General features: G+C 66.7%; 23 protein-coding genes. 15 read left to right on the top strand and 8 right to left on the bottom strand.

The window, feature by feature from the left end; translation table 11 throughout:
* The first annotated feature begins 15 nt into the window (after positions 1-15).
* Positions 16-1,359, top strand: a complete 1,344-nt coding sequence (locus AvAM_RS15645) for a protein kinase (RefSeq protein ID WP_137747901.1) — start codon at positions 16-18, stop codon at positions 1,357-1,359.
* A 56-nt stretch (positions 1,360-1,415) separates the two neighbouring features.
* Here AvAM_RS15645 and AvAM_RS15640 read toward each other — a convergent pair whose 3' ends face one another.
* Complete coding sequence (locus AvAM_RS15640; protein ID WP_137747900.1) at positions 1,416-1,967, bottom strand: YdeI/OmpD-associated family protein; 552 nt, start codon at positions 1,965-1,967, stop codon at positions 1,416-1,418.
* 1,027 nt (positions 1,968-2,994) lie between these two features.
* Between AvAM_RS15640 and AvAM_RS15635 the strand changes: the two genes are divergently transcribed.
* The 3 genes from AvAM_RS15635 (at position 2,995) to AvAM_RS15625 (ending at position 5,260) form a co-directional block, all read left to right on the top strand.
* Positions 2,995-3,501 carry a hypothetical protein gene (locus AvAM_RS15635; RefSeq protein WP_137747899.1) on the top strand — a complete coding sequence of 169 codons (507 nt, stop codon included), beginning with the start codon at positions 2,995-2,997 and terminating at the stop codon, positions 3,499-3,501.
* A gap of 116 nt (positions 3,502-3,617) precedes the next feature.
* Positions 3,618-4,241: a superoxide dismutase gene (locus AvAM_RS15630; protein WP_137747898.1), complete on the top strand. Its 624-nt coding sequence runs from the start codon at positions 3,618-3,620 to the stop codon at positions 4,239-4,241.
* 128 nt (positions 4,242-4,369) lie between these two features.
* Positions 4,370-5,260: a ZIP family metal transporter gene (locus AvAM_RS15625; protein WP_137748115.1), complete on the top strand. Its 891-nt coding sequence runs from the start codon at positions 4,370-4,372 to the stop codon at positions 5,258-5,260.
* Between the two features lie 80 nt (positions 5,261-5,340).
* Here AvAM_RS15625 and AvAM_RS15620 read toward each other — a convergent pair whose 3' ends face one another.
* A complete protein-coding gene (locus AvAM_RS15620) occupies positions 5,341-6,570 on the bottom strand; it encodes a nucleoside recognition domain-containing protein (protein WP_137747897.1) in 1,230 nt (409 codons plus the stop codon).
* A 222-nt stretch (positions 6,571-6,792) separates the two neighbouring features.
* Here AvAM_RS15620 and AvAM_RS15615 point away from each other — a divergent pair, with 222 nt between their 5' ends.
* The 10 genes from AvAM_RS15615 (at position 6,793) to AvAM_RS15570 (ending at position 18,124) form a co-directional block, all read left to right on the top strand.
* The gene (locus AvAM_RS15615) at positions 6,793-7,506 is read left to right on the top strand and encodes a YebC/PmpR family DNA-binding transcriptional regulator (RefSeq protein ID WP_137747896.1); all 714 of its coding nucleotides are present in this window, start codon (positions 6,793-6,795) and stop codon (positions 7,504-7,506) included.
* A 64-nt stretch (positions 7,507-7,570) separates the two neighbouring features.
* Positions 7,571-7,885, top strand: coding sequence for a DnaJ domain-containing protein (locus AvAM_RS15610; protein WP_137747895.1), 315 nt, complete (start codon positions 7,571-7,573; stop codon positions 7,883-7,885).
* Positions 7,882-8,457, top strand: coding sequence for a hypothetical protein (locus tag AvAM_RS15605; RefSeq protein ID WP_137747894.1), 576 nt, complete (start codon positions 7,882-7,884; stop codon positions 8,455-8,457). Before AvAM_RS15610 ends, AvAM_RS15605 begins: the two co-directional genes overlap by 4 nt.
* Before the next feature lie 6 nt (positions 8,458-8,463).
* Positions 8,464-9,228, top strand: coding sequence for a hypothetical protein (locus tag AvAM_RS15600; protein ID WP_137747893.1), 765 nt, complete (start codon positions 8,464-8,466; stop codon positions 9,226-9,228).
* Positions 9,229-9,391: 163 nt separating this feature from the next.
* On the top strand, positions 9,392-10,678 hold the full coding sequence (locus AvAM_RS15595; protein ID WP_137747892.1) for a hypothetical protein: 1,287 nt from the start codon (positions 9,392-9,394) through the stop codon (positions 10,676-10,678).
* A 181-nt stretch (positions 10,679-10,859) separates the two neighbouring features.
* Positions 10,860-12,068 (top strand): GGDEF domain-containing protein, encoded by a 1,209-nt coding sequence (locus AvAM_RS15590; RefSeq protein WP_137747891.1) that lies wholly within the window; start codon positions 10,860-10,862, stop codon positions 12,066-12,068.
* A 169-nt stretch (positions 12,069-12,237) separates the two neighbouring features.
* Positions 12,238-12,867 carry a DUF1569 domain-containing protein gene (locus AvAM_RS15585; RefSeq protein WP_137747890.1) on the top strand — a complete coding sequence of 210 codons (630 nt, stop codon included), beginning with the start codon at positions 12,238-12,240 and terminating at the stop codon, positions 12,865-12,867.
* A 289-nt stretch (positions 12,868-13,156) separates the two neighbouring features.
* Positions 13,157-14,251 carry an HlyD family secretion protein gene (locus AvAM_RS15580; RefSeq protein ID WP_137747889.1) on the top strand — a complete coding sequence of 365 codons (1,095 nt, stop codon included), beginning with the start codon at positions 13,157-13,159 and terminating at the stop codon, positions 14,249-14,251.
* Complete coding sequence (gene rbbA / locus AvAM_RS15575) at positions 14,248-16,989, top strand: ribosome-associated ATPase/putative transporter RbbA (RefSeq protein WP_137747888.1); 2,742 nt, start codon at positions 14,248-14,250, stop codon at positions 16,987-16,989. Before AvAM_RS15580 ends, rbbA begins: the two co-directional genes overlap by 4 nt.
* A 1-nt stretch (position 16,990) precedes the next feature.
* On the top strand, positions 16,991-18,124 hold the full coding sequence (locus tag AvAM_RS15570; protein ID WP_137747887.1) for an ABC transporter permease: 1,134 nt from the start codon (positions 16,991-16,993) through the stop codon (positions 18,122-18,124).
* 152 nt (positions 18,125-18,276) lie between these two features.
* Here AvAM_RS15570 and AvAM_RS15565 read toward each other — a convergent pair whose 3' ends face one another.
* Positions 18,277-19,545, bottom strand: coding sequence for an amidohydrolase family protein (locus AvAM_RS15565; protein WP_137748114.1), 1,269 nt, complete (start codon positions 19,543-19,545; stop codon positions 18,277-18,279).
* Between the two features lie 128 nt (positions 19,546-19,673).
* On the opposite strand from AvAM_RS15565, the gene AvAM_RS15560 reads away from it, so the two are divergent.
* On the top strand, positions 19,674-20,066 hold the full coding sequence (locus AvAM_RS15560) for a VOC family protein (RefSeq protein WP_137747886.1): 393 nt from the start codon (positions 19,674-19,676) through the stop codon (positions 20,064-20,066).
* Between the two features lie 17 nt (positions 20,067-20,083).
* Here the strand turns inward: AvAM_RS15560 and AvAM_RS15555 are convergent, their stop codons facing one another.
* The 5 genes from AvAM_RS15555 to AvAM_RS15535 form a co-directional block, all read right to left on the bottom strand.
* The gene (locus tag AvAM_RS15555) at positions 20,084-20,557 is read right to left on the bottom strand and encodes a hypothetical protein (RefSeq protein ID WP_249368163.1); all 474 of its coding nucleotides are present in this window, start codon (positions 20,555-20,557) and stop codon (positions 20,084-20,086) included.
* Positions 20,554-21,477 (bottom strand): ABC transporter permease, encoded by a 924-nt coding sequence (locus tag AvAM_RS15550; RefSeq protein ID WP_137747885.1) that lies wholly within the window; start codon positions 21,475-21,477, stop codon positions 20,554-20,556. The genes AvAM_RS15555 and AvAM_RS15550 overlap by 4 nt, the downstream gene beginning before the upstream one ends.
* A gap of 114 nt (positions 21,478-21,591) precedes the next feature.
* On the bottom strand, positions 21,592-22,653 hold the full coding sequence (locus AvAM_RS15545; protein WP_137747884.1) for an ABC transporter permease: 1,062 nt from the start codon (positions 22,651-22,653) through the stop codon (positions 21,592-21,594).
* A 19-nt stretch (positions 22,654-22,672) separates the two neighbouring features.
* Positions 22,673-24,229, bottom strand: a complete 1,557-nt coding sequence (locus AvAM_RS15540; RefSeq protein WP_137747883.1) for an ABC transporter ATP-binding protein — start codon at positions 24,227-24,229, stop codon at positions 22,673-22,675.
* Entirely contained in the window at positions 24,230-25,195 is a 966-nt protein-coding gene (locus AvAM_RS15535; protein WP_137747882.1) for a 5'-methylthioadenosine/S-adenosylhomocysteine nucleosidase, read from the bottom strand.
* Positions 25,196-25,292: the final 97 nt, after the last annotated feature.

Here is a 25,292-nt window from a genome sequence, read left to right as displayed (position 1 = left end):
GCCGGGAGCCCCGCCATGGCCACAGCCACCTCTGCACCGCCCGCCAACATCGGCAAATACCGCATCGAGCGCGAACTGGGGCGGGGCGCCAGCGGCATTGTGTATTTGGGGCTGGACGGCTTCCGGGGCCGCAAGGTGGCCATCAAGCAAACCCACTCACACCTGCTCAAGGTGCCCGAGCAGGCCGAGCGCTACCGCAAGCTGCTGCGCAACGAGGCCGCGCTGTCGGGCCGCCTGCGCCACCCCAACATCGTGCGCCTGCTGGATGCAGACGAGGAAGCGCTGCCGCCCTACCTGGTGCTCGAATACGTGGACGGCCAGCCGCTGTCCGACTTTGCAACGCCTGATGCGCTGTTGCCCGTGCCCCAGGTGCTCGACATCGCATTCAAGTGCTGCAACGCCCTGGACTACGCCTGCCGCGAAGGCCTGGTGCACCGCGACATCAAGCCCGCCAACCTCATGCTGGCGCGCGATGGGGATGTGAAGCTGACCGACTTTGGTGCCGCGCTGTCATTGCGCAGCGATGCCACGCAGCTGTCGGGCCTGGTGGGCTCGCCGTCGTACATGTCGCCCGAACAGGTGCGCGAGCAGGACCTCACCCACCACAGCGACATGTTCTCGCTGGCCGTGGTGGTGTACGAGCTGCTCACCGGCCGCCGCCCGTTTGATGGCGACACCGATTTCGCCACCCTCTACAAGATCAGCAACGACGCCCCCACGCCCCCCAGCCTGCTGCGCGCGTCGCTGCCCCCGCATGTGGACGAAGTCCTGCTGCGCGCCCTGGCCAAGCAGCCCTCTGATCGTTTTGCCACCTGGCCCGACTTTGCCCAGGCCCTGCTCGCCGCCCACCGGGGCCTGCCGCGCCAGCGCTCGCAAGACACCGAGGCTGAACGTTTTGCCCGCCTGCGCGCGCTGCCATTTTTTGCCGATTTTCACGACGTCGCCCTGTGGGAGCTGATGCGCCTGGGCAGCTGGCGCCGCCTGGAGCAGGGCACCGTGCTCATGCGCGAGAACACGCCAGGCGACTCGTTCTGCATCCTCATCGAAGGCCAGGTCGCCATTAGCCGCCAGGGCTGGAACCTCAGCACCCTGGGCCCCGGCGTCACCCTGGGCGAGATGACCTACCTGCGCCCCGACAACAAGATGCGCACCGCCACCGCAGTGGCCGAAACCGAGGTGCTGGTCCTCAAGGTGCGCAACCCTGCCCTGCGCGAGGCGTCGGAAGATCTGCAGTCACGCTTTGACAAGGCCTTTATCAAGCTGCTGGTGGGGCGGCTGATTGCGACCAATGAGCAACTGGCGGAGTGGGAGCTGGTGGCTGCGCCGGGTGGGGGGATGCAGGAAGGGGTGGGGGATTGAGAGCCAGCTTTCAGAAGTGATTGGATGCTCGGGTTGCCCATAACGGGCCCCTGCTCTCACTCTGCCGCCTTGGGCGCGCTAAGGCTTTTGCTATAGAAGCCCGATTGATCAAAGCAGCAGACGCGTTTCTCGCCCGCCGCCAGCTTGTCGCAGGCAGTTTCCACTCGACTTTTGCGAGTTCTTGCCTGCTTCGCGGATTCAATCCAGTGAATCCAATCAACACGGGCAATGGTTGTCGTGGCATCCCAAACCGCCCTAGCTTTCGGGGAGGCAGAAAGAGCTTGCTGAAAATCCGGGGGCAGCGTTGGCTCTGGCTCGTTTGCCATGGCAGCAAGCTCTAACGTAACCGTGTCGCCGATTTCTGCACCTGAGACTTCGCGCAAGGCTTCATCAACCTTCAACCAGTGGCTCAGTTGACCATCCGGCTCAAGCGTTGCCTGAAAAGAATGACCGTTAATGGTCCCTTCCACGCTCGTTCGCCCACGTCGGGGTAGTGTTTCACTTGCGGACTTTGGCAAAACCAGAAACGCCCACGAATGCTCGTCACTTAAAGTGATTGGGCGGAGCAGTTTGGCTGTGAATTGTGAGCTGTCTGTAGCTTGGCTCATAGAGTCCACCAATAAGACTGACGTTTGACATGAGTGGCGGCGCCAAGCTTGCCGGGTAACGTCCTTGCGATGGGAGAATTAGGCATCGCACTCATTCTCCAGCCCCCGTGATTTTCGGTAGCTTTATTTCGGGGGAAAGGGATTTCTGCCAGTCTCGAAGATCCCATGCGAACCAAAACATCGGCACTGCATATAAGAACGCTAGCCCTATGTCTGGCGCGCCTCCAAACATGCGAGGCATTGGTGACCAAAGTTGAATACCTACGAAGTATTGAATGCCGGCCAGCGCCTGCCCAAAGAGCATTCTCTGTCTAGGACTTCCAAGAGTAGCTATCGACGGGTAGGTGAGCACGACAGCAACGTGTTCCGTTGACGAGAGATATGCGCAGAGGTCACGCACCTGCCTCAGCATTACGCAGCCTACGACTCCAACAACAAAGATTGCGACGGCGCATGTCCATCGTGCTGAGTTAACTGGTACGTTCACATCCGTAAAAGGGAGTCTTAGCTGTGCACCATTGCTAGCCGTGGGCAAGTAGGCAGCGATCAAGCACAAGACCAACCAGACACCAAGCAGTCTGTGCAGCAAATCCAAGCACCGAATTGCGTTTTCACGTATTGAGGAGTTCACATCAGTCATTCGACACGCCTAAAGTAATTTAGATCGAAAAACCTGTAAGACAAACTGGACCATGCGGGATATTTTGGACACTGATTTCTTCTGGAATTGGCTTGTGGCCAGGGTTGCCAGCCGTTTCTCGGTTCATATATCCAGGTGTAAAAATGCCGGAAAACCCGGCAAGGGTTGATCGCGCAAACTATAGCTTGCGAGTGGGTAGGGCCTGAGCCCTTCATGAGCCAACTTTCATGTAGCGAGCAAGCTGGGCGGTGAGCCTACGTGGGCTTCCCAGTCCCCGAGTGCGCACGTCCATCCCCGCTGTACATCGCAAATGCAAATGGTTATCATTTGATTGCCTGAGTACGTTACACCCCGTCCACCGCAAAAGGCTCCTCCAGGAGTTTTGCGATGGACCTGATGGGCACCCCCACCCACCCCCACACCCTTAACTGCGCCGCGACCACCGCCGGTCTGCCGCCAGTCCCCGCCACCTTGCACCAATGGGAGCGCGCCATGCAGCGCGCCCGCGCCGCCGGGCACATGGGCCAGATGGCCATGGCGCTGGCGTTTGAGCAGCAGGCGCTGGCGCTGGCATTGCGCCTGGTGCAGCAAACGCCCCCGGCGGGGCGCGAGGACGATTGCATTGCGGCCCTGGTGGTGTCGCACCTGAACCTGGCCGAATTGCAGGTGCAGGCGGCCGCGCCCGATGCGGCGGCGCGTTTGCTGAGCCGGGCCCACGGGCTACTGCAGAGCCTGGTGGCGGATGGCCGGTGTGGCACCGCCCTGCGCCAGGCGGCGTGGCGGCATGGCCGCGAAACCCATGCTGCCTTGCTCGCCCATGTGCGCAGCCATGGCGCCCATCCCGCCATTGCCCAGGCCCTTGCCGGGGGCGGGCCTGCGGGCCCGCCGTCCTGACGGCCACCCGCACAACCCACCGTTTGGGCCCATTGGCTGCGTGGGTTTTTTCTTCCCGCACCGGTCCTGCGGCCCGCACCGGATGGCCCTTTCTCCCAACCTGATCGAAAACAACCATGCCTTACACCCTGCCTGCCTTGCCCTATGCCTACGACGCGCTGGAGCCGCACATCGACGCACGCACGATGGAGATCCACCATGCCAAACACCACCAGGCCTACATCAACAACCTGAACGCCGCGCTGGAGGGCACGCCCCATGCCGATCTGCCCATAGACGAGCTGGTGGCGCGGCTGGTGCTGCTGCCCGAAAACCTGCAGGGCCCTGTGCGCAACAACGGCGGTGGGCATGCCAACCACAGCTTGTTCTGGCGCGTGATGTCGCCCCAGGGCGGCGGGCAGCCCGAAGGCGAGTTGGCGCGCGCTATCGACACCGACCTGGGCGGCTTTGCCGCGTTCAAGGATACGTTCACCAAGGCCGCGCTCACGCGGTTTGGCAGCGGCTGGGCCTGGCTGTGTGTGGGCGCGGCGGGCCAGCTGGTGGTGGAGAGCACGGGCAACCAGGACAGCCCGCTGATGGCGGGGGCGATGTCGGGCAACACGCCCCTCCTGGGGCTGGATGTGTGGGAGCACGCCTATTACCTGCAGTACCAGAACCGCCGCCCCGAGTACATCGCGGCCTTCTACAACGTGATTGACTGGGCCGAGGTGGCCCGTCGCTTTGCGCTGGCCCGGGCGTGACGGCTTCGCCCAGCGATTCCTGTCCCTGGACCCACCTTTTGCCCACACCCGGAGCCGACGCCATGCAGATGCCGCCCACTTCGCCCGACACCGTTCTGGAACCCGCTGCGCCCACCACCGTGCCCACCATGCCGCCTGCAGGGCGCGGCGTGGCTTTGCGCGGGCGGCAGTGGCTGGGCCTGGGCATTGTGCTGCTGGGCATCGTGGCCGCTGCGGCCCAGGCGTGGCAGTGGATTGTGGGCCAGCCCGCTGTGGAAGCAGCCTGGTGGGGCGGCCTGGCGGCTGCGCTGGCCACGGCGCTGGGCACTGTGCCGGTGCTGCTGGCGCAAAGGTTGTCCGAGCGCACGCAGGACACGCTGTTTGGCTTTGGCGCAGGCGTGATGCTGGCTGCCTGTTCGTTCTCGCTCATCATCCCGGGCATCCACGCGGCACGCGCGGGTGGGGCCAGCGCCTGGGGGGCCGGGGGCACGGTGGGCGCGGCCATTTTGCTGGGCGCGCTGGTGCTGCTGTGGATGGAGCGCCTGCTGCCGCACGAGCATTTCATCAAGGGCGTGGAGGGCGCCCCGGCGTCGCGCACGCTGCAGCGCACCTGGCTGTTTGTGTTTGCGATTGCGCTGCACAACCTGCCCGAAGGGCTGGCCATTGGCGTGGCGCATGCGGGCGGCGACCCCTTGCGCGCCAACGCGTTGGCTACCGGCATCGCCATCCAGGACGTGCCCGAGGGCCTGGTGGTGGCCATGGCGCTGCTGGCAGCGGGCTACCGGCGCGCGCTGGCGGTGGGGCTGGGCATGGCCTCAGGCCTGGTCGAGCCCCTGGGCGCCGTGCTGGGGGCGGCGGTGGTCAGCGCGTCGGCCAGCCTGCTGCCCTGGGGGCTGGGGTTTGCGGCCGGGGCCATGCTGTTTGTGATCAGCCACGAGATCATCCCCGAGTCGCACCGCAAGGGCCACGAGGCCTGGGCCACGGGCGGGTTGATGTTGGGCTTTGTGCTGATGATGCTGCTGGATACAGCGCTGGGTTGAGCTGTTAGCTATGTATTTAGTAGCTATAAAGGCATAATGGTCGCGCGCAGAAGCCCTTTTTTGCTTGTAATTTTCTGCTTCTACCCGAAGAGCTGGTAGCACACAGCAATGGCGGCCACCACGCCTGCCAGCTCGGCCAGCAGCGCGCAGCCTACTGCGTGCCGGGCGCGCTGGATGCCCACCGCGCCAAAGTACACGGCCAGCACATAGAAGGTGGTCTCGGTGCTGCCCTGGATGGTGGCGGCGGCCAGGGCGGCAAAGCTGTCCACGCCCTGGGTCTGCATGGTTTCAATCAGCATGGCGCGCGCCGCGCTGCCCGAGAACGGCTTGACCAAGGCGGTGGGCAGCGCGTCCACAAACCGGGCGTCGGCGCCCAGCGTGGTCACGCACCAGCGGATGCCGTCGAGCACATAGCCCAGCGCCCCCGAGGCGCGGAACACGCCCACCGCGCACAGCATGGCCACCAGGTAGGGCAGCAGGCCCTTGGCCACGTCAAAGCCTTCGCGGGCGCCGTCTATGAACGCCTCGTACACCGGCACCTTGCGCCATGCGCCCAGCGCCACAAACAGCACGACCAGCGCAAACAGCGTGAGGTTGCCCAGCAGCGACGACAGCGAGGCGAGTGCGGCGGCGCTGAGCGTGGTGAGCAGCGCCATGAACCCGCCCAGCACCAGCGCCACGGGCAGCAGGTAGGCCAGCACCACGGGGCTCCACAGCGGCAGGCGCTGCACCACGGCCACACTCAGCAGTCCCACCAGGGTGGAAGCGGATGTCGCCAGCAGGATGGGCAAAAAGACCAGCGTCGGGTCGGGCGCGCCCTGCTGCATGCGGTACATGAAGATGGTCACAGGCAGCAGCGTGAGCGAGGACGCGTTGAGCACCAGAAACAGGATCTGCGCGTTGGTGGCAGTGTCGGGCTGGGGGTTCAGCTCCTGCAGCGACTTCATCGCTTTCAGGCCCATGGGCGTGGCGGCGTTGTCCAGCCCCAGCGCATTGGCCGCAAAGTTCAGCGTGATCAGCCCCAGCGACGGGTGGCCGCGCGGCACCCCGGGCATGAGCCTGGCAAACAGCGGCGCCAGCCAGCGCGCCAGGGCGTCCACCAGGCCCGCCTTCTCGGCGATGCGCAAAAAGCCCAGCCACAGCGTGAGCGTGCCAAACAGCAGCACCATCACCTCGACCGAGAGCTTGGCCATCTGGAACAGGGCCTGCACCATGGCCGAGAAGATGTCGGCATTGCCGCCCACCAGCCACTGGGCCAGCGCGGCCACCGCCGCCGTCAGGAAGAAGCCGAGCCACAGGGTGTTAAGCATGGGAGGGGGAGCGCTGAGGGGCGGGTGAGGGTGGGCGTGTGGCCGAGGTTACACGCTGCCGAGGGCAGGGCGGGGCCGTTGGCAGCCGGTTTGGCGCCGCCACGACAGCGCCAGGGTTGTGTGCCTGGGGGGATTTTGGGGCGCCGGGTAAACTATAGGGTTTTTGCCGCGCGGGGCGACCCACGGCAAATACCCCCCAACCCACACACAAAGGTAACCCCCATGGGCGCGCAGTGGAAAGCAAAAGGCAAGGCTCTGGTAGCCGATGCCAAGGGCAAGCTGTTTGGCAAGCTGGTCAAGGAAATCACCGTGGCCGCACGCGGCGGCGCCGACCCGGCCAGCAACTCGCGCCTGCGCCTGGTGGTCGAGCAGGCCCGCAAGGCATCGATGCCCAAGGACACGCTGGAGCGCGCCATCAAGAAGGGCTCTGGCACCGGGGCCGACGCCGTGAACTACGAGCGCGTGATCTACGAAGGATATGCACCGCATCAGGTGGCGGTGATGGTGGAATGCCTCACCGACAACGTCAAACGCACGGCGCCTGAGATGCGCGTGCTGTTCCGCAAGGGCCAGTTGGGCACCTCGGGCTCGGTGGCATGGGATTTCGACCACGTCGGCATGATCGAGGCCGAGCCTGCCGTGGCAGGCGCTGACCCTGAAGAAGCCGCCATTGAAGCGGGCGCGCAAGACTGCGAGCCAGGCGATGAAGAGGGCACCACCACCTTTTGGACCGACCCCGCTGAACTGGACCTGGTGAGCCGTGCGCTGCCCGCACACGGTTTCAACGTGCTGTCGGTCAAGCTGGGCTACAAGCCCAAGAACCCGGTCAACCCCGCCAATCTGACGGCCGAGCAGCTCGAAGAGGTGGAGAGCTTCCTGGCTGCCATCGACGGCAACGACGACGTGCAGAACGTGTTTGTGAGCCTGGGCGGCTGATACACGGCCGCAGGCCCCTGCGGCCAGCGCCACCGCTACCGGCTTTCACACCACCAACCTTTCCATGACTGCAGACCACTACGCCGCCCTCGGGCTGGCGGCCAATGCGTCGCTGGCCGAGATCAAGAAGGCCTTTCGCCAGAAGGCCTCGTTCTACCACCCCGACCGCAACGACGCGCCGGACGCTGCACAGCGTTTTGCCCAGGTGCAAAAAGCCTACGAGGTGCTGTCGGATGACGAAGCACGCCAGGCCTACGACGACAACCGCCGCCGCAACCTGCTGGACGACCCGCTGCAGACCGCACAAGAGATCTGGCAGGCCTACAGCGCGCGCATTCTTTCTTCTTCCTCTACGTCTTCTCCTTCCTCTCCCCTGTGAAACTTTCTCCCTACTTTCATGACCTGCGCTCCGCCTACCAGGCCGAGCTGGACGACTTGGTGTCCGACTCCGAAGGCAACGATGTGCTGCGCAAGCGCCTGGCAGAAAAGCGCAACGAAATCGCCTTTCTGGTGCAGATGATGGAGCTGGCCCCCGAGATGGTGGCCGTGGTGTTTCACCGGGGCTTCCGCTTCACCAAGCCCGCTGCGGTCGAGCACCTGCTGGGCCAGCCCGTGGATGCCTTGCCCGACTGGCACAGCCTGACCCACGCCGTGGCGCTGGAGCCCTGGGCGCAAAGCCTGGCGCAGACCGTGCTGCGCGAGCCCGAGGGCGCGCGTTTTCTGGCTGTGGCTGCTGGGCTGGAGTACCTGCAGCAGCACGCCCGCATCGCCCCCGCCGCCGCAGGGCATGGCGACGCCGATACCGAGGACGACGGTGAAGACGCCGTCGAACACGACGACGACTACAACGCCTTGAGCGCCGACGACGCGGTGGACCCGCAAAACAGCCGTACGCGCGAAGAGTCCAGCGCCAACTGGCTGGCCGACGCAGGCTTTGACCGCAAGGAGTGACCGACCATGAGCAGCAGCAACCAACATCTCGCCCTGATCACCAAGACCACCAGCCTGATCGCGGCCGGTGACATCGTGGGCGCCGAGTCGGCCCTGGCCGAGCTGGCCGACACCGACGGCGACGGCGCGCTGATGGTGGTGCTGGACCAGCTCGCGCCCAAGGACATCCTGGCCGTGATGCGCGAGTACGACGACTCCAAGGCGTCCGTGGTCAACATGCTGGTCACGCCCGAGCAGTTTGCGCGCGCCATGGTGCTGGAGAAGCAGTATAAGGACCTCACCCACACCCACCTGCGCAACATGGTCAACGCCGTGGTGTTTCGCGACGATGCCGACCCGGTTGAGTTCCTCACCGCGATTGGCGACCTGGAGGGCGGCGCCGAGGCCCTGGCCAACTACTTTGCCGAGAAGTGGAGCCGCATCGAAGCCTTTGCCCGCACCGGCACGTTCGACGCGGTGGAAGACTATGGCGTGACGCTGACGGACGACGAGCTGCTCGCCTCCGGCTATGTGCAGCCGCGTGTGGACCAGGACGAAGTGGCCGACCGCGACTGGATGCAGATGGCCTGGCTGCTGCGCTACGAATGCCGCGACCTGTTCATCGAAATGCTGCTGGTGCTGCGCGCCAAGGCGCGTGCGTTTGACCTGGGCCTGGAGGAGGGCGACGATGCCCCCGCCGAAGAGGACGACGGCAAGTTCGAGACCAGCGAGACCGACCGGGGCAAGGCCACGCCCGCGGCCCGCGCCTCTGACGAAGAATCCGCGATCTAGAGAACATCCCCCTGTGGCGCTGCGCGCCTTCCCCCTTCTCTCGAATCACTGCGTGATTCGGGAAGGGGGACACCGCCCTTGCTGCGGGGCGGCCCTTGCTCGGCGGTCCTGGCTTGGGCCGCGACAGTTGCAAAGAGCGTGAGCAACGCGATGGAGTACCTGCATGACCTTGCCCCCTACGACTGCTTCTGATTCGCCAACGGGCGCCAATGCCCTGCAACTCCACGACGCGCGTCCTTTCTTTGAAAAGGCGCTGGTGTACGGCGTGCAGCATGGCATCCTGGGTGCAGACCGGCTCGCGGCCATCCACACCGATGCGCCCAAGGGCATGGTGCAGATTGCGCGCTACTTTGGCAGCGAGTTTCTGCGGCCCGAGCTGGAAAAAGCGCGGGACCGCATGGTCAACCTGATCAGCCTGTACCTGTTGGAGACCACAGGCGGCGACCTGGCCGAGGCGGCGGTCTCGCTGCGCGACAACTCCTTCTTGTCGCGCTCCAAGGGCGGCTCGGACATGCTCAAGCGGCTGATCGCCATGCCCGAGAGCAGCAACTTCGGCATGGCCGGGTATGCCGATGCCGAAACCCCGCTGCTGGCCGCCTGGTCGCTGCGCAGCCATGCCGACTACCGCGCCGAGCTGGCACGGCGCAGCCAGATCGCCCAGTCGATTGCGGCTGCCGAGTGGCTGGCCACGCAATATGACCTGGACACCGACGAGCTGGAATCTGCCGGGGCCGACGCCGAGGCCGTGGTCCGCACTGGCCTGCTGATGCAGGCCCTGGCCCCGCAGGCCATGGCGGCGGGCGAATGGCCCAGCGCACCGGCGTTTGAAAAACTGGTGACGGGCCTGCGCAAGAAAAAGTTGCCCGTGCCCACGGCACTGCGCCTGCCGCCAGGGCTGCCCGCAGAGCTGCACGATGCCGTGGCGGCGCACTGCAGCGCCGTGCTGGCCGACCTGCCCAAGCTGCTGCAATCCACCACGCCGCTGCGCACCCTGCTGCGGCCCATGGCGGCGTTTCGTGCGCGCTACTTCCTGCTGGACGACCCGCTGGCCGAGGTCGAGGCCCTGCACCACAGCCTGGACGCGCTGGAAGACGACGCCGAACCCCCGCAGCCCGCCAGTAAGACCTGGCTCAAGACCACCGACGGCAACGACGACGAACATTCGTTGCTCACGCTGTTCCTGTGCCTGGCGGCGGGTGTGCCCAAGAAAACCTTGCTGACGGAGAAAACCGCCGCCAGCCTGGTGCGCAAGGCGCGCAAATCCGGCCTGCAACCCGCGCTGGCGGCCGACTTCATCCGCGCCCATGCGCCCGGGGTGCACCAAGAGGACTACCTTGCGCTGTGGGCCAGCTTTGTGCAGGACGCCGAGAAAACCTTGCTCAGCGACATGGACTACCAGATGCACGACGCGCTGGCGCTGCTGCGCCGAGAGTGCAACGTGGCTGGGTAGCCTGCCCGGTCGATTGGTGCGGGGCCGTGGAGCTGCCGCGCTACATGTGCATGCTGCGGGGCCCGTAGGACGTGAATACGTCCTTAACCCAGGTCAGGGAACCCCGCCCGCGCCCGCAACCCGGGGCAGTGCGCGGCGGCGACGCGGTTAACATGCAGGGCGCCTGCCCGCTTTTCACCCCGTGCACACCCCCACACTCACCGTCCTTGCGGCGCTCTTGACCGCACTCGTCACCGCCGTGCTCTACGCCGTGTGGCATTTCAACAAGAACATTCCGGGCCTGCGCCTGTGGGTGTTGTCTTTCCTGTGCAGCTCGGTTTTTACCGTGAGCCTGCTGCTGCGCAGCTGGCTGCCCGAGGTGCTGGGGGTTGTCATCTCGCAGGGGTTTGTGGCGCTGGGGGCCTATCTGTGCCTGCTGGCTGGCCGCATGTACATGGGGCGGCGGCCGTTTTCGCACCTGTATGCGGTTGCTGCTTTGGGGGCACTGCTTGCGTTGTCGGTGGTGTTCACGGAGGTGTATCCGCACGTGGGCATGCGCTTTGTTCTGATGGGACTGGGATCGGGTGTCTGCTACCTGCTGACAGCGCGCACCCTGACTGCGGGGGGCATTCACCGCGTGCCAGCGCGTTATTTGTTGGCTGGTGTGCTGTGCCTGCACGGGCTGTTCGTTCTACTGAGGCCCGCATTGTTCACGTTGGGCGGGACTGCGTCCGACGACGGGGGGCCGGGTGGTGGGCTGATGGCGTCTGTGCCTCAGTTCATTCTTCTGGAGGCTATCGTCGCTACCGTCCTGCTGGGCTTTGGCGCGCTGATCCTTGCGAACGAGTTCATCACCAACGAGCTGCGCCACCTGGCCGAGGTGGACCCGCTCACCAGCGTCTTCAACCGCCGCGCATTTCTGACGCTGCTGGACAAGGCCGTGAGCAGCGCCCGGCGCACCCACACGCCGGTGCCCGTGCTGGTGCTGGACCTGGACCACTTCAAGACCATCAACGACACCTGGGGCCACCGTGCGGGTGACGATGTGCTGCGCCACTTTGTGGCCCTGGCCATCCGCTGCCTGCGCAAGGAAGACGTGATGGGCCGACTGGGGGGCGAAGAGTTCGCCATCTTTCTGCCCAACGCGGGGGTCGAAGGCGCGCATGCCGTGGCCGAGCGCCTGCGGGTGCTGGTGGAGTCCCAGCCCGCAGCGGCGGGGCCGCAGTCCATTGCGCTCACCGTGAGCATTGGCATCGCCCTGTGTGGCCAGGGCGATTCGGCAGGTGCGGTGCTGCAGCGGGCCGATGAAGCCATGTACCTGGCCAAGCAGCGCGGCCGCAACCGGGTGGAGATGGCGGCACCGCCAGGGCTTGCCGCCCGCGCTGCGGCGGCCCCGGCGGCAGCCACCTGAACGGCGTCTCGGCGCCTCCACGACAAACCTCAGCGGCCCCGCCACAAAGCGGCGCCAGTGTCGGCTGTCCGACCTTCGGGGGCCCCTGCGCAGCCAGGGCCTGCCGCAAAATTGCGGGTGTTTTTGTGCGATTCGCCCGTTCCACCCCCTTCACCCCAGCGCAAACCCCATGGCAGCCACACCCCCCAGCCACCCCACGGGCCCCCACAGCGCGGGCGCCCGTCCGCCCGCCGCGCCCCGCAGGGCATTTCTCAAGACCGGCGCGGGTCTGGCCACCGTGGGGGTGGCGGCGGCAGCCGCTGCCGGGGCTGGTTGGTTGCTGCACAAGCCCGGCAACGACCGGCAACTGGTCTATGCGACCGTGGCCGACGCCATGCGGGAGGTAGAGCGCCTGGCCAGCGCTGCGGTGCAGCCGCTGCCCCCCGCCACGGCCTGGAACTGGTCGGAAACCCTGGTGCACTGCGCACAGAGCATCGAGTTTTCGCTGCAGGGTTTTCCGGCGCCCAAGTCGGCCCTGTTTCAGAACACGCTGGGCGCCGCAGCCTTCACGCTGTTTGCCCAGCGCGGGCGCATGAGCCACAACCTGGCCGAACCCATCCCCGGCGCCCCTGCGCTGGACGCAGCAGCCGAGGCCCAGGCCGCCCTGGCCCGCCTGCGCCGGGCGGCGCAAGACTTTGCCGCCCACACCGGCCCCTTGCAGCCCCACTTTGCCTACGGCGCCCTCAACAAGGCGCAGTACGAACAGGCCCATGCCATGCACCTGGCCAACCACCTGTCGGCATTTGATGTGGTGGCGTAGCTATATTTTTGATAGCTATCAAGGCATATCAGGCAGGCGGAAAGGCCGATTTTTGCCTGTAATTTTCCGGTGATGACCCATGGCAGGCCCTGCAACCCAGGTGCCTGCAGACCGGTGGGCGCCCGAGGCCCTGGAGGCGGCCTGTGGGGGCCTTTGTGCAGGGATTGATGCAGGTCAAGAGACCGCGCAGCAGGGCTTGGGGCAGCCCGGGAGGCAGGGCTACCATCCTTCAACGGGTCTGGCCCCGCGCTCAGCGCGGGTTTGCGCCAGCACCCCGCAAGGATGACCCATGACCAAGCGATGGACGATAGTTGCGGCCCTGGCCGTTGTGCTGGCGGGGGGCGCTGTGCTGCTGCGCTGGGCGCTTTGGCAGCCCCAGGGCCCCGGCCCCGGTTTTGTCAGCGGCAACGGCCGCATCGAGGCCACCGAGGTGGCTGTGGCCACCAAGCTCGCAGGGCGGGTGCAGGAGATGCTGGTGGACGAAGGCGCCTTCGTCACGGCGGGCCAGCCCGTGGCCCGTATGCAGATCGACAGCCTGCAGGCCCAGCGCGACGAGGCCGTGGCACGGCTGCAGCAAGCGCAGCTGGCCATCGACAGCGCCCGCGTGCAGGTGGCACAGCGCGAGAGCGACCACCAGGCCGCGCTGGCCGTGGTGGCCCAGCGCGAGAGTGACCTGGACACCGCCCAGCGGCGCCTGCCGCGCTCCGAAAAACTGGCGCGCGAAGGCTTCTTCTCCAGCCAGCTGCTGGACGACGACCGCGCCAAGGTGCACAGCCTGCAGGCGGCATTGACGGCCTCACGCTCCCAGGCCAAGGCCGCGCAAGCGAGCATTGGCGCCGCGCGCACGCAGGTGACCAGCGCCGAGGCCAATGTGCGCGCGCTGCAGGCCACGTTGGCGCGCATCGACGTGGAGCTGGCCGACAGCGAACTCAAGGCTCCGCGCGACGGGCGCGTGCAGTTTCGTGTGGTGCAGCCGGGCGAAGTGGTGGGCGCGGGTGCACGCGTGCTGCAGCTGGCCGACCTGACCGACGTGTACATGACCTTCTTCTTACCCGAGACCGTGGCGGGCCGCGTGGCGCTGGGCAGCGAGGTGCGCATCGTGCTCGACGCCGCCCCCGGCTTTGTGATCCCCGCCAGCGTGTCGTTTGTGGCCAGCACCGCGCAGTTCACCCCCAAGACGGTGGAGACCGCCAGCGAGCGGCAAAAGCTCATGTTCCGCGTGCGTGCGCATATCCCCAGGGAGCTGCTGGTGCGCCACCGCGAACAGGTCAAGACCGGCCTGCCCGGCGTGGCCTGGCTGCGGATGGACCCGAACGCCCCTTGGCCGCCGCAACTGGCGGTCAAAGAAAGCATGCAACCAGCAGCCCCCCAGGCCGCACAGTGACCGCACCAGTTGTCACCCTTGCAGGCGTGGGCCAGCGCTACCGCCGCACTGTGGCGCTGGAGGGCATCGACCTGCAGCTGCCCGCCGCCCGCATGGTGGGCCTGATCGGGCCGGACGGGGTGGGCAAATCCAGCCTGCTGGCACTGGTGGCAGGGGCCAGGGCGGTGCAGCAGGGGCAGGTGATGGTGCTGGGCGGCGACATGGCCGACAGCCACCACCGCAACGCTGTGTGCCCGCGCATTGCCTACATGCCGCAGGGCCTGGGCAAGAACCTGTACCCCACGCTGTCGGTGGAGGAAAACCTGCAGTTCTTCGGCCGCCTGTTTGGCCACGACGCCGCCGAGCGCCGCCGCCGCATTGACGACCTCACGCACAGCACCGGGCTGCACCCGTTTCTGGCGCGGCCTGCGGGCAAGCTCTCGGGCGGCATGAAGCAAAAGCTGGCCCTGTGCTGCGCGCTCATCCACGACCCCGACCTGCTCATCCTCGACGAGCCCACCACGGGCGTGGACCCATTGGCACGCGCCCAGTTCTGGGATTTGATTGCCCGCATCCGCGCAGGCCGCCCCGGCATGAGTGTGCTGGTGGCCACGGCCTACATGGAAGAAGCCCAGCGCTTTGACTGGCTGGTGGCCATGGACGCAGGCCGCATCCTGGCCACGGGCACGCCCGCCGAGCTGATGCAGCGCACCGGCCACGCCAGCCTGGAGGCCGCCTTTGTGGCCCTGCTGCCCGAGGCCAAGCGGCGCGGGCACCAGCCCGTGGTCATCACGCCCCTTCAGGCCGATGCTGCGGCAGAGATCGCCATCGAGGCCCAGGGCCTGACCATGCAGTTTGGCGACTTTGTGGCGGTGGACCATGTGAGCTTTCGCATCCAGCGTGGCGAGATTTTTGGCTTCCTGGGTAGCAACGGGTGCGGCAAGTCCACCACCATGAAGATGCTCACCGGCCTGCTGCCCGCCACCGATGGGCAGGCCTGGCTGTTCGGCCAGCCCGTGGACCCCAGGGACATGGCCACGCGCCGCCGCGTGGGCTACATGTCGCAGGCGTTTTCGCTGTACTGCGAGCTGTCGGTGGAGCAGAACCTGGTGCTGCACGCCCGGCTGTTCCACGTCCCCGAGGACGAAGTACCCGTGCGCGTCACGGCCATGCTGGAGCGCTTTGACCTGCAAGCCGTGCGCGGCACGCTGCCCATGCAACTGCCGCTGGGCATGCGCCAGCGCCTGTCACTGGCCGTGGCCATGGTGCACCAGCCCGAGCTGCTGATCCTGGACGAGCCCACCTCGGGCGTGGACCCCATTGCGCGCGACCATTTCTGGCGGCTGATGGTGGAGCTGGCGCGGCGCGACAAGGTCACCATCTTCATCTCCACCCACTTCATGAACGAGGCCGAGCGCTGCGACCGCATCTCGCTCATGCACGCGGGCCGGGTGCTGGCCAGTGCGGCCCCGGCCGACATCGTGGCCCGGCGCGGGGCCTCCACGCTCGAAGAAGCTTTCATCGGCTACCTGGTGGGCGCGGGCGGTGGCGCGGCTGGCCCGCCGAATGCAGAACCGGCCCCATCGGCCCCGGTGGGCGCCGCCCCGGCCCGCCCGACCTGGGCGCAGCGCCTGCGCCAGAGCCTGGCACGCATCCACAGCACCCAGTGGCGCGAGGCGCTGGAGCTGCGGCGCGACCCGGTGCGTGGCGCGCTGGCGCTGCTGGGCTCGCTGATCCTGATGTTTGTGATGGGCTACGGCATCAGCATGGATGTGGAAAAGCTGCGCTTTGCGGTGCTGGACCGCGACCAGTCGGCCGCGAGCCGTGCCTACACCCTGAACCTGGCGGGCTCGCGCTATTTTGTGGAGCGCCCGCCCATCACCAGCCATGCCGAGCTGGACCAGCGCATGCGCTCGGGCGAAATCTCGCTCGCGCTCGAAATCCCGCCCGGTTTTGCGCGCGACCTGGAGCGCGGCCAGCCTGTGCAGATTGGCGCCTGGGTGGACGGCGCCATGCCCCAGCGCGCCGAGACGGCCATGGGCTACGCGCTGGGCATGCACCAGGACTGGCTGGCCCAGGCCATCCAGAGCCGCACGGGCATGGCCCCGCGAAGCCTGGTCGAGGTGGAAACCCGCTACCGCTACAACCCCGATGTGCGCAGCCTGCCCGCCATGGTGCCCGCCGTGATCCCGCTGCTGCTGCTCATGCTGCCCGCCATGCTCACCGCGCTGGCGGTGGTGCGCGAGAAGGAGCTGGGCTCCATCATCAACCTGTACGTCACGCCCACCACGCGCACCGAGTTCATGCTGGGCAAGCAGCTGCCCTATGTGCTGCTGGCGCTGTTCAACTTCGGGCTCATGTGCCTGGCGGCCGTCACGGTGTTTGGCGTGCCCATGACGGGCAGTTTTGGCACGCTGGCGCTGGCGGCGCTCATCTTCAGCTTCTGCTCCACGGGCATGGGGCTGCTGGCGTCCACGGTCACGCGCAGCCAGATTGCGGCCATGTTCTTTGCCATGGTGGGCACGCTGATTCCGGCGGTGCAGTTTGCGGGCCTGATCAACCCCGTCTCGGCCATGACCGGCTTTGCACGCTGGGTGGGCGAGGTCTACCCGGCCAGCCACATGTTCACCATCAGCCGGGGCGTGTTCAACAAGGCCCTCACGCTGCAGGACTTGCAGGCCGAGTTCTGGCCCATGCTGGTGGCGGTGCCGGTCATCGTCGGCGCGGCGATCTTGCTTTTGCGCAAGCAGGAGACCTGACATGGCACTGCGTGGACGGTGGTCGAACATTTTCCGCCTCGGCATCAAGGAGCTGTGGAGTCTGTGGCGCGACCCGGCCATGCTGTTCCTCATCGTCTACACCACCACGCTGGCGGTGTACTCCGCTGGCAAGGCGCAGCCTGAGACGCTTTACCACGTGCCCATCGCCATCGTGGACGAGGACGGCTCGGCCCTGTCGCAACGCATCGCCAGCTCCTTCTACCCGCCCCAGTTCACCCGTCCGGCCATGGTCGGCATGCACGAGGTGGACCCGGGCCTGGACGCGGGGCGCTTCACGCTGGTGCTGCACCTTCCTGCCCACTTCCAGCGCGATGTGCTGGCGGGCAGGGCACCCTCGGTGCAGCTCAATGTGGACGCCACACGCAACGGCCAGGCGTTTGCCGCCAACGGCGCGGTGGCGCAGATCGTGCAGCTGGAGGCCGCCGAGTTCGTGCAGGGCCATCGCAGCGTGCCCACCCAGCCGGTGGAGCTGGCGGTGCGCGCGCGCTTCAACCCGGCGCTGACCCCGGCGTGGTTCGGCTCGCTCATGGAGCTGATCAACATCGTGACCATGCTCTCCATCATCCTCACGGGTGCAGCGCTGATCCGCGAGCGCGAGCACGGCACGGTGGAGCACCTGCTGGTGATGCCCGTCACCCCCGGCGAAATCATGCTGGCCAAGGTCTGGGCCATGGCGCTGGTGGTGCTGGTCGCTACCTGGGTGTCGCTCACGGCGGTGATCCGCTGGGCGATTGGGGTGCCCATCGAGGGCTCGGTGCCACTGTTCTTGCTGGGCGCCACGCTGCACCTGTTTGCCACCACGTCCATGGGCATCTTCATGGCCACGGTGGCGCGCAGCATGCCGCAGTTTGGCTTGCTGATGGTGCTCATCATGATGCCGCTGCAGATGCTGTCGGGCGGCGTCACCCCGCGCGAGAGCATGCCGCTGTGGGTGCAGTACGGCATGGCGCTGGCGCCCACCACGCACTTCACAGAGCTGGCCCAGGCCATCCTCTACCGGGGGGCGGGCTGGGCGGCGGTGTGGCCGTCGCTGGTGTGGCTGCTGGGGATTGGGGCCGTGCTGTTCAGCCTGGCGCTGGCGCGGTTTCGCAAGACCATTGCGCGCATGGCTTGATGGCTATGCTCTCATTTGTGTAGCACTTGGCGCATAACAGATGCGCGGTAGAGGCCAATTTTTCCTCAAACCGCAGGTTGGTTTGCGCTCTTCGGGCTCACCCGACCTGCGGGCGGGCGCGTTCACCACCGTTGTGGGTGCGGCAGCCGCTGCTACAAAAAGCTCACGCTGCCCGGCCGTCCCGGCAGGTGCAGTTCGGCCACCGGCCTGGGCTGGCTGGCCACCCGCTGGCCGCGCCGCCACACCCCCAGGCGCGCTGCGCGCAGGCGGATCGCGTCCACGGGGTTGCGCGCATGCAGCAGCACCAGGTCTGCATGGCAGCCGGGCGCAATGCCATAGCCCTCCAGCCCCAGCAGGCGCGCGGGGTTCACTGTCACCGCATCAAAACACTGGCGCATCGCCGCCTGGCTGGTCATTTGGCCCACATGCAGGCCCATGTGCGCGGCCTCGAGCATGTCGCCGCTGCCGCCGCTGTACCAGGGGTCCAGCACGCAGTCGTGGCCAAACGCCACCGTCAGGCCTGCGGCCATCAGCTCGGGCACGCGGGTCATGCCCCGGCGCTTGGGGTAGGTGTCGTGGCGGCCCTGCAGGGTGATGTTGATGAGCGGGTTGGCCACCACGCCCAGGTCGGCCTCGGCCATCAGCGCCATCAGCTTGCTCACGTAGTAGTTGTCCATGCTGTGCATGGAGGTGAGGTGCGAGCCCGTCACGCGGCCGTGCAGGCCCAGGCGCTGGGTTTCGTACGCCAGGGTTTCGACGTGGCGCGAGTGCGGGTCGTCGGATTCGTCGCAGTGCATGTCCACGCGCTTGCCGCGCTCTGCCGCCAGTTCGCAGAGGATCTTTACGCTCTCAGCCCCCTGGGCCATGGTGCGCTCGAAGTGGGGGATGCCGCCCACCACGTCCACACCCATATCCAGCGCGCGTTTCAGGTTGTCGAGTCCGCCCGGCGCGCGCAGCACGCCGTCTTGCGGAAAGGCCACCAGCTGCAAATCCAGGTACGGCGCCACACGCTGCTTGACATCCAGCAGCGCCTCTACCGGCAGCAGGCTGGGGTGGCTGGTGTCCACATGGCTGCGGATGGCCTGCAGGCCGCGCGCCACGGCCATGTCGCAGTACTGCAGGGCGCGTTGCACGATGGCGTCGTGGGTCAGCGTGGGCTTGAGTTCGCCCCACAGCGCAATGCCTTCGAGCAGGGTGCCGCTCTCGTTCACGCGCGGCTGGCCGTAGCTCAGGGTGGAGTCCATGTGGAAATGCGCGTCCACAAACGGAGGGCTGACCAGCAGACCATCTGCATCCACCGTTTCATGCGCGGGGGCTTGCAGGCCTTCGGTCACTTCGGTGATGCGGCCGCCCTGCACGGCGATGGACATGTTCTGGCGGCCGTCGGGCAGGGTGGCGTGGGTGATGAGCAGGTCAAGCATGGCGTGGGCGGTGGGCGTGGGGGTGTTGGTTTTTTTCAAGACCGGGGCCGGTTCTGTGCCTAAGCTCTAGGTCTTGCTGTGCGCATTCGTCAATGTGTCAGCGCATCCATTTTTACAAAGGCGGTTTTATGCAGTTTGGCTACACGATCCTGTACGTGGAAGACGTTCCCAAGACCATTGCTTTTTACGAACGAGCTTTTGGCTTGGTCCGCCGCTTTGTGCACGAGGCAGGCGACTTTGGCGAGCTGGACACAGGCGCCACAGCGCTGGCGTTCTCGTCGCTGCGGCTGATGGCCGAGCTGGGCAAGAACCCGCAGCGTGCATCGGCCGATGCGCCCAGTTTCGAGATTGCATTCACCACCGCCGACGTGGCCGCCGCCGTGCAGCGCGCGGTGGGCGCCGGTGCGCGGCTGGTGCAGGCACCCGAGCAGATGCCCTGGGGCCAGACAGTGGCCTATGTGGCAGACATCAATGGCGCGCTGGTGGAGCTGTGCACGCCCATGGGCGCCCCCAGTGCCTGATGGGTCGGGCCTGCGCATCAGCGTCTCTGGCGGGTGCGAAAACGCACTTCGCCCGGTGGGTGCCCCGCATCGATGGTGATGCGGAACACGCTGTTGTCATGGCCCGACGCTGCCCGCGCCGTGAAGCGAATGCCCCGGCGCGTGGCCAGGCAGTTCATTTGGCTCAAGGTGATGGAGGCATGGTCGTTGTTGATGGCGGCAAAACCTTCGGTGTGGACGGCGGTGGCACTGTCGGTGCTGTCACGCACGATCCACTGCAGGTACAGGAACGACTGTGCATGGCGCGTGGCATGCACGATGCGGTACACGCCATCCCCTTGGCCCGGCTGCACAGGCGCAGGCCACTGGCCGCAAACCTTGATCCAGTCCACGTCGGGCGCGGTGGCAAAGGATTCGTAGGGCAGGTCCATGCCCAGGGCATGGACCGGGCCCGCGCAGGCCAGCAGCGCACCAGCCAGCCAGTGCCTCATGCCGTGGCGGATGTGCTTCACCGCTCCCCCTTGCGATACGGCTTCATCAGCGCCTGCGGATACGCCGCCTTGCGCGCCACCAGCACCAGCGCCAGGATGGACAGCAGGTAGGGCAGCATCAAATACACCTGGTACGGCAGCCACGCATCACCCGACTGCTGCAGCCGCAACTGCAAGGCATCAAAAAACGCAAACAGCAGTGCGCCCAGCAGCGCCTTGCCGGGCCGCCACGATGCAAACACCACCAGCGCCACGCAGATCCAGCCGCGCCCGTTGATCATGTTGAAGAAGAAGGCATTGAACGCCGACAGCGTGAGGAACGACCCCGCCACACCCATCAGCGCCGAGCCTGCCACGATGGCGCCCGTGCGCGTGGCCGCCACCGAGATGCCCTGGCCCTCGGCCGCCTGCGGGTTCTCGCCCACCATGCGCACCGCCAGGCCCAGCGGGGTGCGCATCAGCACCCAGGCCAGCAGGGGCACCAGCAGCAGCGCCAGCAGCGTGAGGGGTGTCTGGGCAGAGAGGATGGGCACGCCCAGCCAGTCCATCGGCGCAAACGGCTCGATGGTGGGCGGCGTGTTCACCTTGGGGAAGCTCACCCGGTAGCCGTAGTAGCTGAGCGCCGTGGCCAGCAGCGTGATGCCGAGGCCAGACACATGCTGCGACAGCGCCAGCCCCACGGTGAGCCACGCGTGCAGCAGGCCAAACACGGCGCCGGTGAGCGCTGCCACCAGCACACCCGTCCACAGCCCGTAGCCCGCATACACCGTGAGCCAGCCGGTGAAGGCGCCCGCCACCATGATCCCTTCAATGCCCAGGTTGAGTACGCCCGCGCGTTCGCACAGCAGCACGCCCAATGTGCCGAGGATGAGCGGGGTGGCCACGCGCAGGGTGGCGATCCAGAACGCGGGGTTGGCGAGGATGTCGAGCAGTTCGGTCATGCGGCTGCTCCGGCATGGTTTGCTTTGTTTTTGATAGCTAAAAAGGCATGGTGGACGCGCGGTAACAGCCTATTTTTCTTGCATTTTTGGTGCACGTGCTTGTTCATGGCGTCCTCACTTCCAGCGCACGCGGTACTGCGTCAGCAGCCCGGCCACCAGCACCGCAATCAGCGACGTTGCCACGATCACATCCGCAATGTAGGTGGGCACACCCACCGCGCGGCTCATGCTGTCGGCCCCCACCAGCACGCCCGCCACAAAGGTGCCTGCCGCAATCACGCCCAGCGGGTGCAGCCCAGCCAGCATGGCAATCACGATACCGCTGTAGCCGTAGCCGGGCGACATGTCGAGCGTCACATAACTCGTGCGGCCCGCCACCTCAATCGCGCCCGCCAGCCCGGCCAGCCCGCCCGAGAGCAGGGCGACCAGCACCACCGTGCGGGTGATGGGCACGCCCGCAAATGCGGCAGCCCGTGCGTTGGCGCCCGCAGCGCGAATATCAAAGCCCGGCACCGTGCGCGCCAGCAGCGCCCACAGCATCACGGCCAGCGACACGGCCCACAGCAGCCCCGTGTGCAGCCGCGTCTGCGGCACCAGCTTTGCGAGTTCCAGATCGCCCTGCAGCGCCACGCTCTGCGGCCAGCCCATGGAGAGCGGGTCTTTCATCGGTCCATCGAGCAGGGCCGAAACCAGCAACAGCATGATGAAGTTGAGCAGCAGCGTGGTGACCACCTCGTCCACCCCCAGCCGTGCCTTCATCAGCGCCGGGCCCAGCAGCAGCGCGGCGCCCGCCAGTGCTGCCGCCAGCATCATGAGTGGGAAAAGCACATAGGGCGACCATTCCAGCCCTGTGCCGCCATGCATGCCACCCACGGCCACAGCGGCCAGCGCACCGGCGTAGAGCTGCCCCTCGGCCCCGATGTTGAACAGCCGCGCCCGGAAGGCCACGGCCGCTGCCAGCCCGGTCAGGATCAGCGGCGTGGCGCGGGTGAGGGTTTCGGTCAGTGCGAACACCGAGCCGAATGCGCCCTGCAGCAGGAGCGCATAGGTCTGCCCCACGGGCGCGCCAGCCCACAGCACCAGCAGTGCGCTGACGAGCAGGGTGAACACCACGGCGCCCACCGGCGCCAGCACGTAGGCGGCGGGGGAGGTGTGGTTGCGTTTTTCGAGTCTCATGGGTTTTTCTTGTTGTCGCTCAGTGGGCTGCACCGGCCATGGCGAGGCCGATGGCTTCGCGTGTCCAGTCTTCTGCGGGTCGGGCCTCGCTCAGGTGTCCGTCATGCATCACCGCCACGCGGTCGCCCAGCGCCAGCACTTCATCCAGATCGTCCGAAATCAGCAACACAGCCGCTCCGCCATCACGCGCGTTGATGAGCTGCTGCTGCACAAACATCACCGCGCCAATGTCCAGCCCCCAGGTGGGCTGGTGGGCCACGATGAGTTGGGGCGCGGGAGCCGAATTACCCGCCGCGTCCTGCGGCGGCATCAGCGCCCGGCCCAGGATGAGCTTTTGCATGTTGCCGCCCGACAGCGACCGAGCAGGCGCATCGGCTCCGCCGCCACGCACGTCAAAGGTCGCGGCCACGCGCTGCGCATGTTGGCGGGCCGCCCGGCGCTTGACCCAGAAGGCGCGGAACCACGGGTGCGCAAACCAGGGGCCGCGCAGGCGTTCGGCCACAGCGTTCTCCCACACGGGCAGGTCACCCACCACGCCCACGGCGTGACGGTCTTCGGGGATGCGGGCCACGCCCTGGCTGACCAGCCATGCGGGGCGGGCTTGCAGCGGAGCGCGGCGCAGCGTGACCTGTCCGGTGGTGGCGTTACGCACGCCGCACAGCAGGTCGGCCAGCGCCACTTGGCCGTTACCGCTCACGCCGGCAATCGCCACGATCTCGCCTGCGCGCAAGTTGAGGGACACATCATTCAGCCGGTCGCGTCCTGTGGGTGCGGTGCTGACGTTGGTCAGGGTGCAGATGGGCTCGCCCACCTTCTTCGCGGGGCGGCGCTCGGCCGCCTCAATCGCATGGCCCACCATCCATTGCGCCAACTGCCCCTGCGTGGTGCCCTGCGCAGGTGCCTCGGCCACCAGCTTGCCCTGGCGCAGCACGGCCACGCGGTGCGACACGCGCAGCACCTCGCCCAGCTTGTGGCTGATGAAGATGATGGACAGGCCCTGCGCCACCATCTGCGCCAGGGTGTCGAATAGCGCCTCGCTCTCCTGCGGGGTGAGCACGGCGGTGGGTTCGTCCAGGATGAGGATGCGGGCGCCCCGGTAGAGTGCCTTCAAAATTTCAACGCGCTGGCGTTCGCCCACCGAGAGGCTGCCCACCTTCGCATCGGGGCTCACCGGCAGGCCAAACTGCTGCGACACGGCCAGCAGCTTGGCGCGTGCCTCGCTGCGGCGCGAGAAGGGCTGCCACAGCGGCTCGCAGCCCAGCAGCACGTTGTCCAGCACCGTGAGGTTGTCGGCCAGCGTGAAGTGCTGGTGCACCATGCCAATGCCAGCCGCCAGCGCCGCACGCGGCTGGCCGGGGGGCAGGGGCTGGCCGAAGACTTCGATGCTGCCTTCGTCGGCCACGTAGTGCCCGAACAGGATGGACATTAGCGTGGACTTGCCCGCACCGTTTTCGCCCAGCAGGGCCAGCACTTCGCCGCGTGCCAAGGTCAGGTTGATGCCGTCGTTGGCGACGAGCTTGCCGAAGCGCTTGGTGATGCCCGACAGGCGCAGGACAGGGGCGGTGGACTCTGCCATTTACTTCCAGTTGGCTAAAAATGCCCGCAGCACCTTGGCCGAATTGGCGGCCGCCACGCCCATGAAGGTGCCCATCTCGTTCTCGCCCTCGCCACCACCGGCCAGATCGCTCAGCGACCTAAAGGCGATGTAGGGCACGCCGTTGCTGTGCGCCACCATGGCGGTGGCGGCGGTTTCCATGTCGAGCACGTTGGCCTCGAAGGTCTTGAACGCGTATTCACGGAAGGCCTTGTTGTCTACAAACGCCTGGCCCGAGACGCCGTTGCCACCCACCACCAGTTGCGGGCGCTGCTTGAGGCAGGTGGCGGCCAGGCAGTGCTCCAGGCCCACGTTCTGCAGGCTGCGGGCGGTGGCCAGCATCTTGGGGTCGGCTTCAAACCAGAACTTCTTGGTGATCTTGGGCTGGGCGGCAGAGCGCACCTCCACGGGGCGCGGGTGCATCATGCCGAAGGCGGGCATGGTCAGCTCGCTTTTCATCCAGGCCGGGGCGCTGTACTGGCCGGGTTTGTCTTCGCGCGCCATCAGCCATTCCATGTACTGGCCCCATTGCGCGGGCACCGTCACGTCGCCAATGTGCAGGCTGGGGTTGACGCCGCCCGCAATGCCGCTGAAGACCACGTGGCTCACGTTGAAGCGATCCAGCACCAGCTGGGTGTTCATGGCTGCGTTGGTCATGCTGATGCCGGAGAGGAACACCACCACGGGCTTGCCTTCCAGCGTGCCGGTGGTGAATTCCACGCCGTTGATGCTGTGCTTGGCGGGTTGCTGCACCTGGGGCAGCAGCACGGTCAGCTCGGGCGCAAAGGCGGAGATGACGGCGATGCGGGGGGTGTCGTCCAGCCGCACGGCCGTCTTGCCGGGCGCGGTGGTGGCACAGCCTGCCACCACGGCGGCGAGGGCGAGGGCGCCCAGCAGGCGTGTGCACCGGGCGATCAGGGAGGGCTTGGCCGTGGGGATGGATTGCATGGGGGTGGTGCCTCGTCAAAGAAAACAGCGGTGCGTGCAGTCAACGCTTCAAAACAAACAGGCCACCGCTTTGCCGGGGTGGCCTGTGCACAGACTG

Origin of the sequence: Acidovorax sp. NB1 (assembly GCF_005405905.1) — a bacterium.
Taxonomy (GTDB): Bacteria; Pseudomonadota; Gammaproteobacteria; order Burkholderiales; family Burkholderiaceae_C; genus Acidovorax.
Note: the sequence above shows the minus strand (reverse complement) of the source record. Positions and strands in the feature narration are given on the sequence as shown.

What these genes read in the sequence shown, in the direction of transcription:
- AvAM_RS15610 (WP_137747895.1), top strand. Translation starts at nt 7,571, where the DNA reads ATGACTGCAGACCACTACGCCGCCCTCGGGCTGGCGGCCAATGCGTCG.
- AvAM_RS15560 (WP_137747886.1), top strand. Translation starts at nt 19,674, where the DNA reads ATGCAGTTTGGCTACACGATCCTGTACGTGGAAGACGTTCCCAAGACC.
- AvAM_RS15635 (WP_137747899.1), top strand. Translation starts at nt 2,995, where the DNA reads ATGGACCTGATGGGCACCCCCACCCACCCCCACACCCTTAACTGCGCC.
- AvAM_RS15620 (WP_137747897.1), bottom strand. Translation starts at nt 6,570, where the DNA reads ATGCTTAACACCCTGTGGCTCGGCTTCTTCCTGACGGCGGCGGTGGCC.
- AvAM_RS15625 (WP_137748115.1), top strand. Translation starts at nt 4,370, where the DNA reads ATGCCGCCTGCAGGGCGCGGCGTGGCTTTGCGCGGGCGGCAGTGGCTG.
- AvAM_RS15550 (WP_137747885.1), bottom strand. Translation starts at nt 21,477, where the DNA reads ATGACCGAACTGCTCGACATCCTCGCCAACCCCGCGTTCTGGATCGCC.
- AvAM_RS15615 (WP_137747896.1), top strand. Translation starts at nt 6,793, where the DNA reads ATGGGCGCGCAGTGGAAAGCAAAAGGCAAGGCTCTGGTAGCCGATGCC.
- AvAM_RS15545 (WP_137747884.1), bottom strand. Translation starts at nt 22,653, where the DNA reads ATGAGACTCGAAAAACGCAACCACACCTCCCCCGCCGCCTACGTGCTG.
- AvAM_RS15540 (WP_137747883.1), bottom strand. Translation starts at nt 24,229, where the DNA reads ATGGCAGAGTCCACCGCCCCTGTCCTGCGCCTGTCGGGCATCACCAAG.
- AvAM_RS15585 (WP_137747890.1), top strand. Translation starts at nt 12,238, where the DNA reads ATGGCAGCCACACCCCCCAGCCACCCCACGGGCCCCCACAGCGCGGGC.
- AvAM_RS15640 (WP_137747900.1), bottom strand. Translation starts at nt 1,967, where the DNA reads ATGAGCCAAGCTACAGACAGCTCACAATTCACAGCCAAACTGCTCCGC.
- AvAM_RS15645 (WP_137747901.1), top strand. Translation starts at nt 16, where the DNA reads ATGGCCACAGCCACCTCTGCACCGCCCGCCAACATCGGCAAATACCGC.
- AvAM_RS15535 (WP_137747882.1), bottom strand. Translation starts at nt 25,195, where the DNA reads ATGCAATCCATCCCCACGGCCAAGCCCTCCCTGATCGCCCGGTGCACA.
- AvAM_RS15600 (WP_137747893.1), top strand. Translation starts at nt 8,464, where the DNA reads ATGAGCAGCAGCAACCAACATCTCGCCCTGATCACCAAGACCACCAGC.
- AvAM_RS15630 (WP_137747898.1), top strand. Translation starts at nt 3,618, where the DNA reads ATGCCTTACACCCTGCCTGCCTTGCCCTATGCCTACGACGCGCTGGAG.
- AvAM_RS15565 (WP_137748114.1), bottom strand. Translation starts at nt 19,545, where the DNA reads ATGCTTGACCTGCTCATCACCCACGCCACCCTGCCCGACGGCCGCCAG.
- AvAM_RS15570 (WP_137747887.1), top strand. Translation starts at nt 16,991, where the DNA reads ATGGCACTGCGTGGACGGTGGTCGAACATTTTCCGCCTCGGCATCAAG.
- AvAM_RS15595 (WP_137747892.1), top strand. Translation starts at nt 9,392, where the DNA reads ATGACCTTGCCCCCTACGACTGCTTCTGATTCGCCAACGGGCGCCAAT.
- AvAM_RS15580 (WP_137747889.1), top strand. Translation starts at nt 13,157, where the DNA reads ATGACCAAGCGATGGACGATAGTTGCGGCCCTGGCCGTTGTGCTGGCG.